Here is a 13,751-nt window from a genome sequence, read left to right as displayed (position 1 = left end):
GCGATGACAGACAGCACGGCCCCGGTCCGCCTCCCCGGAGGCGAGGACCACGCCCGCCACTCGGCGGATCCGTCCGAGAAGCGCCCGCGCAAGCGCCGGGGTGTCCTGCTCTTCCTCCGCGACGTGCTGATCATCTTCGTGGTCGCGGTGCTCGTCTCCTTCCTCGTGAAGACCTTCCTGATCCGCTCGTTCTACATCCCCTCCTCCTCCATGGAGCAGACGCTCGTCGAGAACGATCGCATCCTCGTGAACGAGCTCGTGCCCGGAGTCGTGCCGATCTCGCGGGGCGACGTCGTCGTCTTCCGCGATCCCGGCGGATGGCTCTCGCCGAGCTCCGAGCCCTCCGTGCCGCCGTTCCAGGCCGCGGTCGACTCCGCCCTCGCGCTCGTCGGCCTCACCGCTCCCGACAGCAACGACCACCTCATCAAGCGCGTCATCGGCCTGCCGGGCGACCACGTGACCTGCTGCACGCCGCTCGGCCAGGTCGAGATCAACGGCAACCCGATCGACGAGCCCTACGTGAAGCTGCCGGACGGGGTGCAGGCCGTCTCGGCCACCCCCTTCGACGTCGTCGTGCCCGAGGGCTCGCTCTGGGTGATGGGCGACAACCGCTACAACTCCGCCGACTCCCGCTACAACACCGACAAGCCGGGCGGCGGTTTCGTGCCGATCGACAACGTCGTGGGCCGCGCGATCCTCGTCACCTGGCCCGTGCAGCAGTGGGCGTGGCTCGACGACTACCCGTCGGTGTTCCGCGGAGTCGACACCGAGGCCTCCGAGGAGGGCTCGGACGACGTGCAGAGCGGGCAGGGCTAGGTGGTCGTCGCCGAGCCGACGCTGACGCAGGAGCGGCGCCTCTTCCGGCAGGGCTACGAGACGGTCATCGGCTGCGACGAGGTCGGCCGCGGCGCGATCGCCGGCCCGGTCTCGGTCGGCGTCGTGTCGATCGGCAGCCGCTGTGGGCGCTTCCCCGAGGGGCTCCGCGACTCCAAGATGCTCGCTCCCGCCCGCCGCGAGGCGCTCCTGCCGGGAGTAGCGAAGTGGGTCTCTGCCTGGGCGATCGGCGAGTCCTCGGCGGACGAGATCGACGAGACCGGGATCATCGCCGGCCTCGGCCGCGCCGCGTCGAGGGGCATCGAGCGCCTCGCCGACCAGGGCGTCGACCTCGCCACCGCCGTCGTCCTCCTCGACGGCGCTCACGACTGGCTGACGCCCGCGCTGGGCGAGTGGGCGGCCGAGCTGACGATCGTCACCCGCGTGAAGGCCGACCGCGACTGCGCCGCCGTCTCCGCCGCCTCCGTGCTCGCGAAGGTGGGCCGGGACGGTCAGATGGTGCGCCACCACGACGACTTCGCCGACTACGCCTGGGACAGCAACAAGGGCTACGGCAGCGCCGCGCACTGGGCGGGGATCGAGCGGGTCGGCCCGTCCCCGCTGCACCGGGTGACCTGGCTGTCGAAGTCGCGGGAGAGCGTCGAGGAGCCGCTCCCGGCGTTCGTGCCCGTCGGCTCGGCGTAGGATTGTCCAACGATGGATGAGGACGAATTCGAGGACTACGACCGCGAGGTCGAGCTGGCACTGTACCGGGAGTACCGCGACGTCGTCTCGCAGTTCTCGTACGTCGTCGAGACCGAGCGCCGGTTCTACCTGGCGAACGAGGTCGACCTGGTCCGCCGCGACACCGAGCACGACTTCTACTTCGAGCTGACCATGCGCGACGTGTGGGTCTGGGACGTCTACCGCTCCGACCGCTTCGTGAAGTCGGTGCGCGTGCTGACCTTCAAGGACGTCAACGTCGAGGAGCTCTCCCGCAAGGAGTTCGAGCTCCCCAAGGAGCTCGCGCTCGACGAGTAGGGCGCTGTCGCGGCAGGCTCCGGACCCCCTGCTGGTCGCGTAGCCGCCTCCGTCGGCGCATCGAGACCCGGTGCCCGCAGCCCCACCCCGCTCCGGAGCTCTGTCGGATCCGCGGCTCCGCAGGTCTCGTCTTCAGGCGGCGCGGATACATCAGCTGGTCGCGTAGCCGCACCCGGCGGCGTATCGAGACCCCGGCCCGACGTCCCTCCCCACCCGCCTCCTCGGCCCTCTTCTCCCCGGATCCCCTCCCGGCCGTCCGACGCTCCTCTCTGCTCCTGCACGCTTCCGGCAGGAGGACGCATGGACAAGGACGAACTGGGGCGGCGCGGCGAGGAGATCGCGGCGGCGCACCTGAGAGACAACGGATTCGAGATCCTCGACCGCAACTGGCGGGTCCGCGAGGGCGAGCTCGACATCGTCGCCCGCGACGGGTCGGCACTGGTCGTGGTGGAGGTGAAGACGCGCTCGTCGACGCGCTTCGGACTGCCGGTCGAGGCCATCACGCGGGCCAAGGCGCAGCGCCTGCGCCGACTCGCCTACGCCTGGGCCGACGAGCACCACGAGCGCTCCCGGCATCTGCGGATCGACGCGGTCGGCATCGTCGCTCCCGGGGGAGTCCCGTCGCAGATCCGGCACCTGCGGGCGGTGGCCTGATGGGCCTGGGGAGGACCTCCGCGGTCGGTCTCGTCGGCTTCGCGGGAGCCGTGGTCGGGGTGGAGGCCCACTCGGCCGACGGCACCCCGGGCATGGTGATCATCGGCCTGCCCGACGCCGCGCTCGCCCAGGCGAAGGAGCGGGTGCGCTCGGCGGCGATCAACTCCGGCAGCACCATCGCCGAATACAAGATCACCGTGAACCTCTCGCCGGCCGCGATGCCCAAGCACGGCTCCGCCTTCGATCTCGCCATCGGGCTGGCCGCGCTCGCGTCGCTCCGTGAGGTCGATGCGGAGTCGGTCGCCGCGGTCGTCCACATCGGGGAGCTCGGGCTGGACGGCCGGCTGCGCTCCGTCCCCGGCGTGCTGCCCGCGGTGCTCGCGGCCGCCCGCGAGGGCAGGCGCCGCGTGATGGTCCCCGTCGAGGACCGCCTCGAGGCGGAGCTGGTCGACGGCGTCGAGGTGATCGCGGTCTCCTCGCTGGCGGCGGCCGCCGTCTGGCACGGAGCCGAGTGGGAAGTGCCGGTGCTCCCCGAGGCCGCGCCGCCGTCTGCGACGGTGTCCGAGCCGGAGGCCCGCCTCGACCTCTCCGACGTGGTGGGGAACGAGGAGGCGGCCGAGGCGATGGTCGTCGCGGCGGCGGGCGGGCACCACGTGTTCCTGCTCGGGCCTCCCGGCGCCGGGAAGACGATGCTCGCCTCGCGCCTTCCAGGCATCCTCCCCGACCTCGATGACGACGCAGCGCTGGAGGCCACCTGCATGCGCTCGCTGGTCGGAGCGCCGACCGGTGGCGCGCTGGTGCGCAGACCGCCGTTCGAGAGTCCGCACCATTCGGCCTCGTCCGCAGCGATCGTCGGCGGGGGCAGCGGCCGCATCCAGCCCGGCGCGGTCGCCCGCGCCACCCGGGGAGTGCTGTTCCTCGACGAGGCCCCCGAGTTCTCGTCCGTCGCCCTCGATGCGCTGCGCCAGCCGCTCGAATCCGGCGTGATCCGCATCCACCGCGCGAACGCCGTCGCCGAGTTCCCCGCGCGGGTGCAGCTCGTCCTCGCGGCGAACCCGTGCCCGTGCGGCCGCTTCGGCATCCCCGGAGAGACCTGCACCTGTGCTCCCTCGGTCCGCCGCCGCTACCTCGCGCGGCTCAGCGGACCGCTGCTCGACCGCGTCGACATCCGCCTGACGGTCCGCCGCATCAGCGCGGCTCAGCTGGCCGCACGTCGAGACACGTCCGGCATGTCGACGGCGCAGGCCCGCGCCCGTGTCGTTGCGGCGCGGTCCCTGGCAGCGGCTCGCCTCGCCTCCACTCCGTGGACGCTCAACTCGGAGGTCTCCGGCGCCTGGCTGCGCTCGGACCCGGTGCGCCCGACCAGTGCCGAGTCCCGCACGCTCGACCGGGCTCTGGAGCGAGGTCTGGTGACCATGCGCGGCTACGACCGGGTCCTGCGCCTGGCCTGGACGCTCGCGGACCTCGACGCAGCCGACCGGCCGTCAGCAGCCCACCTCGCGCGCGCGCTCGTCCTCCGTGGGGGTGCCGCGTGATCCGGCCCGACGCGCTCTTCGACGGCGCGGAGCTCGATGCTGTTCGCCGACTGCTGCCGAGCGGCGCAGCCGATCCGGACTCGGCTGCCGACGGCGAGCCTTCGGGTGAGTCCGGCTGCGCTCGGAGCGCACTCGTCGACGCTGCTGCCCGGTGCGGCTGGAACTCTCTGACCGAGCCCGGCGACTCCGTCGCCGCCCTCCTCATCGAGAGGGTCGGCGCGGCCGAGGCCTTCGCCCACGTCGTGTCCTCGTCGTCCGCGGAGGAGATCCTCGCGCCCCCGCATCGCGCTCCCTCCGACGAAGGAGGCGCGGCGCTCGCGCCCCTCGACTCCGAGGTCGCCGCGCTCCAGTCGGGGCTGGCGCGCTGGAGACCGCGCCTGGACCGCAGGCTCCTGTTCCGACGTCTCGAGATCGCCGAGCGACTCGGCGCCCGGCTGCTCCTGCCCGGGGCTCCCGTGTGGCCCGAGTCGCTCGACGACCTCGGACCGCACGCGCCACTCCTGCTCTGGCTGCGCGGTGATCCCGCCGCCTTCGATCCGCCGCACCGCCTCGCCCTCGTCGGCGCCCGCGCTGCGACCGGTTACGGCGAGCACGTGGCCGCCGAGCTCGCCGCGGGCGTCGCGGCGCGAGGCGTCTCCGTCGTCTCGGGCGGTGCCTTCGGAATCGACGCGGTCGCCCACCGCGCCGCCCTCGGCTCCGGAGGCCGGACGGTCGCCTTCCTCGCCGGGGGAGCGGACCGCCTCTACCCGACGGCTCACGCCGACCTCCTCCACCGCATCATCGCCACCCCCGGCTGCGCCGTCGCGACGGAGGTCCCGCCGGGCACCACGCCCACCCGCTGGCGATTCCTGCACCAGAAGTAGAGTTGTGCGTATGACCAAACGAGCGGCCATCTACGTCCGGCAGTCCCTCGACCGCGAAGAGGGCATCGACCGCCAGATCGCGCGGTGCACGGAGATGGCCGAGCGTCGGGGCTGGACCGTCGTGCGCGCCTACCGAGACAACGACGTTTCCGCGACCAAGCCCCGGGGCCCTGGGACTGCCTGGGCTGAGATGCTCAGCGGCGCCGCGTCGAGAGACTTCGATGTCGTCATCTCAGTCGACATGGATCGCCTTCTCCGAGGCATCCGTGACCTCCTGACACTGATCGATGCCGGGGTTGCGGTGATGACGATCGACGGCGAGATCGACATCCTGACCGCGGACGGACAGCTCCGCGCGACGATGATGGCGGGCATGGCCCGCTTCGAGACGGCTAGGAAGAGCGAGCGCCAGAAGCGAGCGAACGAGTCCCGTCGTGCTCAGGGCCGACCGACTCCAGGCAAGCGGCGCTTCGGCTACGAGACGGACGGCTGTACCCCTGTCGAGGAGGAGGCCGTCACCGTGCGCGAAATCTTCGAGCGGGTCGAGAAGGGCCACAGCCTGCGCGGCATCGCCCTCGACCTCACGGACCGTGCCGTGCCTTCAGCGACGATGAAGAGCTGGACGCCAGGCCGCCTCCGTGACATCTGCAACAGGGTGCACTATGCCGGTCATACTCTCGTTGAAGGCGTGCTGACTGAATCCACCTGGATTAAGCCCATCGTCACTTCGGAGCAGGCCGAGCGGGTTCGGACGATCCTGGCCGACCCCGGACGCCGCACCACCCCCGGTCCCGGAACGAAGCACCTTCTGTCCGGACTTGCTCACTGCGACCTCTGCGGAGGGAAGCTCTTCTACTCTCGCTCCTACATCTGCAAGGCCGACACGAGTCACGTCCAGATCGGCAAGAAGTTCATCGATCAGCAGGTCATCGATGCGTGCGTGAGGGCTCTTCTCTTCGCGCCGGTCGGCAGTGTCGAGACGGGGGAGTCCCTGGCCAGCCTCCTCGCTGAGCTGGATGCGAACCATGCTCTCGTGAGCGACGCCTACGCCGAAAAGGACGAGGGCTTGCTCCCTCCCGCTGTTGCTCGTGTGCGGCTCCTGAAGCTCAGGGACGACCGAGAGGGGATCGAGGCCCGTATCGAGGCGCAGAGAGCCGCACAGGCATCCTCCGGCATCCTGGGCCAGCTTCGAGCAGAACTCTGGGGGCGTGGTCGCGTCAATCTCGACAGGGCGGTCGAGGTCGGCGCTCAGGTGGAGGAGCGGTTCCATGGGCTGAGCCTGGACGAGCAGCGAGAGCTTGTCCGCACCTTGCTCGATGTCAGGGTGGCCAAGGGTCGGGGCGCGGATCGAGTCAAGATCCGACACCTCGTCGCCACGTCGCTCGACGAAGAAGACTGGTCGCTAGTCGAGCCTCAGGCGAGCACTAGTTCTTGATCTGAGTTGTCTCACTTGTAAGCCCCAAGGCTAGCAAGTCCAGGTCGAAGGATTCTCCGCCGCGAGTCGGTGTTCTAGAATAAAACTCGGGTTCCCGTGGGGCTCTCGCTCGGTCTTGGTCGTCCAGAGCGAGGGCCCCTTTTCTCTGCGCACCGGAACGTCGCGCCGGTTGCTTGCTAGTAATGGGGACGGCCAGCTCGGGCTGTCACGGCAACCCGGAGACGCCCACGATGACGACCACCTCGACCACCCCTCGCACCCTTGATGAAGTACTAGAACGTACTCCTACAGGAAGCAGCATCTACGACCAGGAGCGGGCACGTCGGAGTGGCTTCCAGAAGCTGAGCCAGAGTCTTCAGCCCCTGAGGAAGAATGATTGGGTTTGCCTCTGCGGGCGAAGGTTCAAGAACCCTGCCTCGAAGAAGTACATCGACGGGTCTGTGTCGAAGATCAGCCCGCTCAAGTGCCACAACGTGCTCCGTTGCCCTGACTGCGCCGAACGAGAGGCCCCGCGTCAGGCGAAGGCGCTCGGAGATGCTCTTGAAGCGCTCCCCGGCACCCTCGTCTTCATCACCGCGACTCTCCGCCACTGGTCGAACACGCGAGTCGTCGACCAGCTCCAGCACATTGCCGCTATGTGGTCGCACCTGACCCGCGGACGCGCCTACTCGGCACTGAAGAAGAAGTACGGACTGTCGGGCTCCTACAAGACGCTGGAATGCACCTGGAGCGAAGAAAGGGGTTTCAACGTCCACACGCACTCGATCATGATTCTCAACTCTGATGCTGACGTTGAGCAGTTCCGTCGCGACTGGTTCGCGCTGTGGTGCGATACGGCAAAAAAGCTCGGCCATCGAGCAAGTAAGAAGCCTCAGGATGTGCAGGCCTTCGACCGCTCTGACGCCCGCGTCGTGGCTCAATACGTCACCAAGGTGCGGTTCCCTGTTGATGCCTTGGAAAAGGCCGCACAGGGCGACCTGGCCGGTGCTCGGGCTTGGACAGAGTGGTGCTCCGCGGTCTCAGACCTCCGTACCCGTTCGACTCAGCCCTCTGGCGTGCTGAAGGACTGGAACAAGCGCCCTCCGGCCCCGGAGGTCTTGGAGGAGGTTCAGGTCACCCCGGAGGTGGCCATGGTCATTCAGGAGCGCGCTCCTGAGCTGATCGACGCCGTTGCCGAGACGCTGCGGCTCCACGGTGCCGTGGTGGCGGTCGAGCATCTACGGCTCCACGGGTACCAGGCGAAGGCCATCGTGCACCGGAGGTCCATGCGGAGCCGGCTCCGCGACCTGCTGTCGAGGCGGAGGCCGCGTTCATGAATCTGATCGTCTGAGATCTCTTCTCAAGATTTCTCGCTTCGATCCGGCGCATGGCCGCGCAGCCTCGTATAACAAGAAACGGCCCAAGCTCGGGCCCACTAAAAGGAGAACTTCATGACCCACCGCCACCAGCTCAACGGAACCTCTCACAAGGAGGACGGGACCGACTTCGCGGTGCTCTTCGCACGAGGCTCTGCGATTCGTGCCCGTATCGACGCTCTTCGCGAGAGCGGCCCGGACTACGGCGAGGAGGACGAGATCACGGCGCTTCAGGGCGAGCTAGAGGCCCTCTTCAGTCCCCGAACTGACCCCGCGTGACCCTCTAGGAGACAACATGATTCAGAACGACATCTTCAAGACGCTTTCGGAACGGGCTGACCTGACCGAAGAAAGAGACCTCGATCGACTTTGGACGGTCGTCACCGAGATGGTTTCTCCAAGCACCGTCGCCACTAGTGAGCGCATCGAGAGGGCGGTGGGTAGGTGCTACGCCGCACGCACTCGACTGGTGCGGAACCTCACCGAGAAGGAAGTAGAAGGTGCCACAGGTCGAAAGGCAGAGAGTCCAGCGGATGCCACCGCGGAATCGGACTTGCCGAGGTTCGGCCGACAGGAAGATCTGCGCCCTGAACACCTCGCACCTTTCAAGCTCCGCGCGGCCCGTACACTGGCGCGTCAGTTGAACGTGCCGGAGTCTTGGATCGTTGATCTTCGAAAGAAAATGGCACGGCAGAGACAGACCGACCAGAAGATTGCACAGCGCGCCGCAAAGGATGCAAGGAATGCAGCGATCGCGTCGGTTCGATAGACTTATGACATGCCCCGCGCCTGCACCATCTGTACCTCCGATCGCCGGAATGACGCAGAGCGCGCCTACTTCGAGGGTCGCTCCATTCGGGGAGTAGCGGCAGACTTCGGCTTTTCAGGTAGCTCAGCCGCACGGCACTTCGCAAACCACGTGCACTCGACGTTCTCCGCTCTCAGCGCCATTGAGAGTGCCGCGACTGTTGCAAGCTTCTCGGGACACATCCGGTCCCTCATTGCTGATGCAGCTCAGGTGCGGGAGCGGGCAGCTGATGCAGGAGATGACGCACTCCGCCTCCGCGCTATCAAAACGGAAGCCGACCTGATCGCAGTCCTTTCCGATCGCCTTGGCATCACGGATGAGGCAGCGGAGGACGACCTCGCCAATGCCGATGCTCTCCGCCGAGCGGTCGCGTTCACGGTCGGAGATGGGGCGCTCTCGGGTGACGACCTCGACGTCTTCCTCAGCCACCTCTCCCAGGCCGGAGCGCCTCCGCAGGATCTCGATGCCCTGCGGAGGCTCGCTGCCCGTCACACCACAACCACCGCCTCCCTGGAGAAATCAGCATGAGTGAAACACCCGCCAGCCTCGTCGGACAGGTTGTCCACGTTCGCCAGGACGGCACCACGGTCCGCCTGTCGACTGCCTTCATGGCGCCCTCGACAGTCTTCAGTCGGGGCCAGGAATTCATCGTCACCGACGAGGTGCTGGAGGCCGGTCTCGATCGGAACGGCCAGCTCTTGGCATGGCTCTCGACTCTCGACGACCTGTCCGCCCCGATCGGGCGCGGTCCGTGGCCCGAGGGTATGTCGAAGTTCATCCGTGGCACCCCCGAGTGGTCGGAAGCTCGGGAGAATGCCCGTCAGCGGGCATGGCGTCTCCCAGGACGCGACGAGCAGGCTCAGGCCCTTCGGGAGGTCCAGCGCGAGTTCGGCCCGTCGATGCCGACGCACAGCGTCGTACAGCGAAGCCGCGGTGAAGGTGCCCCGCCGTTGACCCGCTGACCCTTAGACCACCCCGAGTGCTTCGTTCCTTTCCACTCGGGGGTGCACCTGGCCTAGGTCCCCAGGTTCACCCAATGCCCCCTCACTTGTTCTCCTGGTGAGGGGGCATCGGTGTGTCGGGGGGTGGTCAGCGGTCCTCCTGCCGACGACTGGGCTCGGACTACTACTCGTAGTTGTGTCGGCGTGGTCCAGGGGGTCTTGTGCACCATTCGGTGGCAGTTAGAGCAGAGGAGCGCGAGGTCCTCTAGCTCGGTCGCTACCTCGCCGGAGACGTGTAGGGGAAGGACGTGGTGAACCTCGATGTACCCTCGCCCGCGATCTCCGTAGGTGACGAGGAAGTCGAAGTCGCAGACCTCGCAGGCAATTCGCTGGCCTCGACGTTCGCAGTCCTTAAGCTTCTTCCTCCTCAGCGCAGGCGAGCGCTCGCGCCGCTGGTGTCGGACGAGAAGGACGCGGCCCTCCAAGACGCTCTCGCGTAGCTCCAGAGCCTCCGGCACGTCCAGATCCTCAGACTGCAACGCAGCGCGGACCGCATCGGTCTCGGCAGCCATACCCGCGGGGTCGTCAAGAAAGTCTCGGAGGACGTCATGTTCGAGTTGATTGCCTTTTGTTGGCTTGCCCGTGTAGTTGGGGTGCTTCGTCCTGATGTCAGCCATCTTCCGTCGGACGCTGCCCGGAGACCTGAACGCGTCATCGCGGGAAGAAACGGGGTGGAGCTTCGCGGCTCGTAGCAACTTCGACAGTTTCACGACGTCTGGGTGATCCTCGGAGAGTTGCCGCCACTCGTGGGCGTTGGCGAGGCTGGTGGCCAAGATGATTTCGCCGCGGGTCCAATCAATCTGAGCCATCTGCCACCTCGTCGTCGGATCGCGGTCTCGAATTGAGATCGTCAGTTCAGTATGGCCAACGATCAGCTCGTTCCGGCCGCCACCGTGGGAGGGCGTGTCCGAAAACGATCGTCGGCCGTTGCAGCGTCGCTGAGTACGGAGGCGTGTCCGAAGGTGCCACGAAACTCATGACCGAAACCGCTCGAGAATGTTACAGCCCTTCCGTTACAGTTGCCGTATGACGACCTCTCCTCAGACCTCCCGAATGATTGGGTACGTTCGCGTCTCGACCAAGGAGCAGAACCTCGACCTTCAACGCGAGGCGATGGAGCGTGCTGGGATCACGAAGGTCTTCGAGGATCAAGGCGTGAGCGGAACCCTGGCCTCCCGTCCGGGGCTGGAGAAAGCTCTCAGCGCGATGGATCGTGGCGATGTTCTGGTCGTCTGGAAGCTCGACCGGCTCGGGAGGTCCGTCAAAAACGTCCTCGACCTGCTCGACAACCTCGACATGGAGGGAAAGCACTTCCGATCCCTGACCGAAGGGATCGACACCGGAGGTCCCATGGGACGGGCAATGCTGACGATCGTCGCTGCTTTCGCTCAGCTAGAACGGGACCAGCTAGTTGAGCGGACGAACGCCGGTCTCGCCGTAGCTCGTGCGGCCGGTCGCACGGGCGGACGTCCGCGGAAGCTCGACGCGAAGAGAGTCGAATCGGCAAGGAAGCTCATCGATTCAGGCGACTCGATTTCGCACGTAGCCAAGACGCTGGGGGTGAGCCGTCCGACGTTGTACCGAGCCCTGCAGACTTGATCGAGCCGACCGGCGCGCCACCGTGCCTCAGATCACCGCCGCCAGACCCTGGCGCGCCGCTGCGCCGCTGCACCGCCGGTGGTCAAGCAGGCGTCGGCGGCAGCGACAGGGCGTGAACGGACGGGCTGCGACGGGGGATCGCAAACTCCAAGTTGGGGGGGGTCTGCGCCGTTCGAGGTCGATCGGACCCCGGAGCACTGCGGGCACGATCGCGTACGGCGGAATCTCGGTTTTCCGCGAGTCGCTCGTCTAGAGTTGCACCATGAAGCCTCCGAGCGGTCCGTCTAAGAACCCTGGTTCCGCGGCGCCGTCGAACGAGGACGAACGCGTGCACATGTACGAAGACGCTTACAGCGAGGGCAAGCGAACAGTAGACGACCAGGTCGCAGAACTTGAGTCAATGCGGCAACGATCGGTCACGTTTGTCGCGTTTGTAGGGAGCGCCACAGCTTTTCTTGTAGGGACGAGCTTGGCAGCGGCGTCGTCGACTGACCGTGATGCTGCCTTCTTCATCTGGTCTTGGATTGCAACCGCCACATCAGGCGCCACAATATTTGCGCTTGTCGGCGTTCTTCTCGCAGTGACCTTCAAAAAGTCTTGGCCATTTTTCCGGAAAGAACGCTGGAATTTTCGGAACACTGCAAAAGTTCTGGTCGACGATTGGATCGACCCGGCCAGCCTTTCTGAAAAATCCTACTATCGAAACCTTGCTATTACTTACAGCAATAAAGCCGATGAAAACTCCGCGCCGCTGCGCCGAGTGCGGGGCGTTTACACAACCTTGCTTGTAGCCGGTGCGCTTCAGCTTGCTTGCTGGTCCGCAGTCGTTTGGATATACGGGTAGATAGCGAGAGTCAATTTGGACCCAAGACTCGAGCCCGCGGAAGATTCCTGGTGGCCGAAAAAGTGACCTTTTGAAGATCCTCCGCCGCAAGCCCCGCAGCCTGCCGAGGATCCAAATCCTGAGACGCCCCTACCCGACCCGGGTCGACGTGAGCCGCGATTCAAGTCGAGATACGTTCTTGAGTTTGAAAGCTCCGCTGCGGCGGCTTTAACTCGGGAGATACTTCACCGTGCCGAGCGCCAAAAGCGAATTTTGCCTGCGAAAGTGATTGTAGCGAACTTGGAGCGTGCCGAAGCTGCTCTCGCACTTGACAAAAGTAGCGCCAGCAACCTTCTTGTAAGGTTTGTGGCAAGCGGCTCGCTGACCGATCTGACCGAAGCGCGTACTGCGCTCGACAACTTTGGGTTTGTCAAAGTGCGAACGATGCGCACTACATCCTCAGGTACTTCCATTCGCCATGGGCAGACAGTGACATTGAAAGAACCGTCTGGATCTCGGTTGAGTAAGAAAAAGCTAGCGGCGGATTCTAAGGAGAAGCTTTCCAAAGCTGGACGCACTTTGCGTGGTAAGCGCAAAGCAAGATAACCCTCCTCCCTGCCGGGGAAGGGGCTCTCGCATTTGACCTAAAATGGCGAACCGCAAGCGTCTTTAGGACCAACTGCTGACGGCACCTTCTTCGGACGCGAAATGCGGACAAGTCTTCCAAGAGTGCACCAAGACGGCGCCGTTCCATTCTGAGATCGAGAGTTGCACCGGGCCCAGCTCTGCCGCCTCAAGACGGTCCCAGTTCGCTGCCTCCGTCGCCGCCCTCCGCGACTTGTACACTCCGAGAACTTCGGAAGTCCCGGTCCAGATGGACGCGGCTGTCAGAAGGAAGTGTGAGCTGCTGGATGTCTTTCGAGTCATCACTCCACCATTGTCGTGGCGGGCGCTGAAGGCCGCTCATGGCGCGTAACGGTAGTCTATTGGCGCGCCCGCTTCTACTGCGTACGCCATGAGAAGAACGCATTTGTGGGATCCGAGAGCGTGTCTCCTCCGAACACAACCCAGCCGTGCCACATGTCACAGACGCAGGTAGGCAGCCCCTGCGACTGGACCAGGCGGATCCTCCAAAGCTCTTCCTCCTGGTCGCGCATACGCCTCACCGGCAGTACTTGGTTCGTTGCCTGCGCTGCCCACGATGCAGGGCGAAGATGCTCGTGGACGACGTGGTGGAGGCGCAACGCTAAGCTCCGAACGTGGATGGCTTCTGGGATCTCGTCAAAGATGTGCTGGGTCTGACCCCGGGAGAGTTCGCCGACTGGGTTAGCGGCATTGGAACACTCCTGGCGTTCGGACTGGGACTAAAGATCCTTCGCAACGATCGGCGCAGGGAACAGCGTCAGCAGGCTAACAACCTCATTACTTCGATCAGCACTCAAGCAGACGGCACGCGGTGGCGCTATATCTTCACTGTGTACAATGTCGGGAACACTCCTGTTTTTGCTCTCGGCTTCATGAACAAGCCGTATTCCATTCGACGTCTCGAACAGCAAATCCTTTACAACGGCGACTCTATAATTCCACCCGGCGCCTCGACCGAGGTGGAGTTACTTTCACCAATGGACCCAAAAAAAACAAAGCTTTACGCCCACTTTCTCGACTCCAATAATCAAGTATGGTGGCGCAGGGAGGGGACCGATCGCAAATACTTGACATGGCGGGTAAAGTGGTGGGAGTTTGAGCGAATCCTGCAGTCGTGGCGTTGGACGATCTACAAGCTCTTCACAGGCAAGAACCTCGCCGCCCGCGAAGAATGACGGT

The 13,751-nt window shown here is 65.5% G+C and carries 16 protein-coding genes; 15 read left to right on the top strand and 1 reads right to left on the bottom strand.

All coding sequences use genetic code 11. The features are described from left to right. Positions 1-3: 3 nt before the first annotated feature. From lepB to C5C10_RS03215, 12 genes are all read left to right on the top strand, one after another. Positions 4-816 carry a signal peptidase I gene (lepB, locus tag C5C10_RS03265; protein WP_104328497.1) on the top strand — a complete coding sequence of 271 codons (813 nt, stop codon included), beginning with the start codon at positions 4-6 and terminating at the stop codon, positions 814-816. Then, positions 817-1,518, top strand: coding sequence for a ribonuclease HII (locus tag C5C10_RS03260; protein ID WP_104250529.1), 702 nt, complete (start codon positions 817-819; stop codon positions 1,516-1,518). A gap of 12 nt (positions 1,519-1,530) precedes the next feature. Beyond that, a complete protein-coding gene (locus C5C10_RS03255; RefSeq protein ID WP_055792576.1) occupies positions 1,531-1,854 on the top strand; it encodes a DUF2469 domain-containing protein in 324 nt (107 codons plus the stop codon). A 300-nt stretch (positions 1,855-2,154) separates the two neighbouring features. Further along, on the top strand, positions 2,155-2,508 hold the full coding sequence (locus tag C5C10_RS03250; RefSeq protein ID WP_104223901.1) for a YraN family protein: 354 nt from the start codon (positions 2,155-2,157) through the stop codon (positions 2,506-2,508). Further along, entirely contained in the window at positions 2,508-4,043 is a 1,536-nt protein-coding gene (locus C5C10_RS03245; protein WP_104328496.1) for a YifB family Mg chelatase-like AAA ATPase, read from the top strand. Before C5C10_RS03250 ends, C5C10_RS03245 begins: the two co-directional genes overlap by 1 nt. Then, positions 4,040-4,906 (top strand): DNA-processing protein DprA, encoded by an 867-nt coding sequence (locus C5C10_RS03240; protein WP_181073374.1) that lies wholly within the window; start codon positions 4,040-4,042, stop codon positions 4,904-4,906. The genes C5C10_RS03245 and C5C10_RS03240 overlap by 4 nt, the downstream gene beginning before the upstream one ends. Positions 4,907-4,916: 10 nt before the next feature. Next, positions 4,917-6,341 (top strand): recombinase family protein, encoded by a 1,425-nt coding sequence (locus tag C5C10_RS03235; RefSeq protein WP_104328494.1) that lies wholly within the window; start codon positions 4,917-4,919, stop codon positions 6,339-6,341. Positions 6,342-6,571: 230 nt separating this feature from the next. Beyond that, complete coding sequence (locus tag C5C10_RS03230; RefSeq protein ID WP_146082097.1) at positions 6,572-7,657, top strand: protein rep; 1,086 nt, start codon at positions 6,572-6,574, stop codon at positions 7,655-7,657. A 114-nt stretch (positions 7,658-7,771) separates the two neighbouring features. After that, entirely contained in the window at positions 7,772-7,975 is a 204-nt protein-coding gene (locus C5C10_RS03225) for a hypothetical protein (protein ID WP_104328492.1), read from the top strand. A 16-nt stretch (positions 7,976-7,991) separates the two neighbouring features. Beyond that, positions 7,992-8,465 carry a hypothetical protein gene (locus tag C5C10_RS17510; RefSeq protein ID WP_146082096.1) on the top strand — a complete coding sequence of 158 codons (474 nt, stop codon included), beginning with the start codon at positions 7,992-7,994 and terminating at the stop codon, positions 8,463-8,465. Positions 8,466-8,474: 9 nt separating this feature from the next. Beyond that, a complete protein-coding gene (locus tag C5C10_RS17505; protein WP_146082095.1) occupies positions 8,475-9,032 on the top strand; it encodes a hypothetical protein in 558 nt (185 codons plus the stop codon). After that, entirely contained in the window at positions 9,029-9,466 is a 438-nt protein-coding gene (locus C5C10_RS03215; RefSeq protein WP_104328490.1) for a hypothetical protein, read from the top strand. Before C5C10_RS17505 ends, C5C10_RS03215 begins: the two co-directional genes overlap by 4 nt. A gap of 53 nt (positions 9,467-9,519) precedes the next feature. Here the strand turns inward: C5C10_RS03215 and C5C10_RS03210 are convergent, their stop codons facing one another. Then, on the bottom strand, positions 9,520-10,314 hold the full coding sequence (locus C5C10_RS03210) for an HNH endonuclease (protein ID WP_104328489.1): 795 nt from the start codon (positions 10,312-10,314) through the stop codon (positions 9,520-9,522). 217 nt (positions 10,315-10,531) lie between these two features. Between C5C10_RS03210 and C5C10_RS03205 the strand changes: the two genes are divergently transcribed. The 3 genes from C5C10_RS03205 to C5C10_RS17495 all read left to right on the top strand — a co-directional run bounded on the left by C5C10_RS03205 (position 10,532) and on the right by C5C10_RS17495 (position 13,747). Further along, positions 10,532-11,104 carry a recombinase family protein gene (locus C5C10_RS03205; RefSeq protein WP_258060378.1) on the top strand — a complete coding sequence of 191 codons (573 nt, stop codon included), beginning with the start codon at positions 10,532-10,534 and terminating at the stop codon, positions 11,102-11,104. 262 nt (positions 11,105-11,366) lie between these two features. Then, positions 11,367-11,948 (top strand): hypothetical protein, encoded by a 582-nt coding sequence (locus tag C5C10_RS17500; RefSeq protein ID WP_146082094.1) that lies wholly within the window; start codon positions 11,367-11,369, stop codon positions 11,946-11,948. A 1,238-nt stretch (positions 11,949-13,186) separates the two neighbouring features. After that, entirely contained in the window at positions 13,187-13,747 is a 561-nt protein-coding gene (locus C5C10_RS17495; protein WP_146082093.1) for a hypothetical protein, read from the top strand. Positions 13,748-13,751 lie beyond the last annotated feature (4 nt).

The sequence above is a fragment of the Rathayibacter sp. AY1A3 genome, from assembly GCF_002930975.1.
Classification (GTDB): domain Bacteria; phylum Actinomycetota; class Actinomycetes; order Actinomycetales; family Microbacteriaceae; genus Rathayibacter.
This window is presented reverse-complemented; position numbering and strand designations above follow the sequence as displayed.

Coding starts and splice junctions, on each gene's coding strand:
- lepB (WP_104328497.1), top strand. CDS start 4: ATGACAGACAGCACGGCCCCGGTCCGCCTCCCCGGAGGCGAGGACCAC.
- C5C10_RS03250 (WP_104223901.1), top strand. CDS start 2,155: ATGGACAAGGACGAACTGGGGCGGCGCGGCGAGGAGATCGCGGCGGCG.
- C5C10_RS17505 (WP_146082095.1), top strand. CDS start 8,475: ATGCCCCGCGCCTGCACCATCTGTACCTCCGATCGCCGGAATGACGCA.
- C5C10_RS03255 (WP_055792576.1), top strand. CDS start 1,531: ATGGATGAGGACGAATTCGAGGACTACGACCGCGAGGTCGAGCTGGCA.
- C5C10_RS03225 (WP_104328492.1), top strand. CDS start 7,772: ATGACCCACCGCCACCAGCTCAACGGAACCTCTCACAAGGAGGACGGG.
- C5C10_RS17510 (WP_146082096.1), top strand. CDS start 7,992: ATGATTCAGAACGACATCTTCAAGACGCTTTCGGAACGGGCTGACCTG.
- C5C10_RS03210 (WP_104328489.1), bottom strand. CDS start 10,314: ATGGCTCAGATTGATTGGACCCGCGGCGAAATCATCTTGGCCACCAGC.
- C5C10_RS03245 (WP_104328496.1), top strand. CDS start 2,508: ATGGGCCTGGGGAGGACCTCCGCGGTCGGTCTCGTCGGCTTCGCGGGA.
- C5C10_RS03215 (WP_104328490.1), top strand. CDS start 9,029: ATGAGTGAAACACCCGCCAGCCTCGTCGGACAGGTTGTCCACGTTCGC.
- C5C10_RS03205 (WP_258060378.1), top strand. CDS start 10,532: ATGACGACCTCTCCTCAGACCTCCCGAATGATTGGGTACGTTCGCGTC.
- C5C10_RS03230 (WP_146082097.1), top strand. CDS start 6,572: ATGACGACCACCTCGACCACCCCTCGCACCCTTGATGAAGTACTAGAA.
- C5C10_RS17500 (WP_146082094.1), top strand. CDS start 11,367: ATGAAGCCTCCGAGCGGTCCGTCTAAGAACCCTGGTTCCGCGGCGCCG.
- C5C10_RS03235 (WP_104328494.1), top strand. CDS start 4,917: ATGACCAAACGAGCGGCCATCTACGTCCGGCAGTCCCTCGACCGCGAA.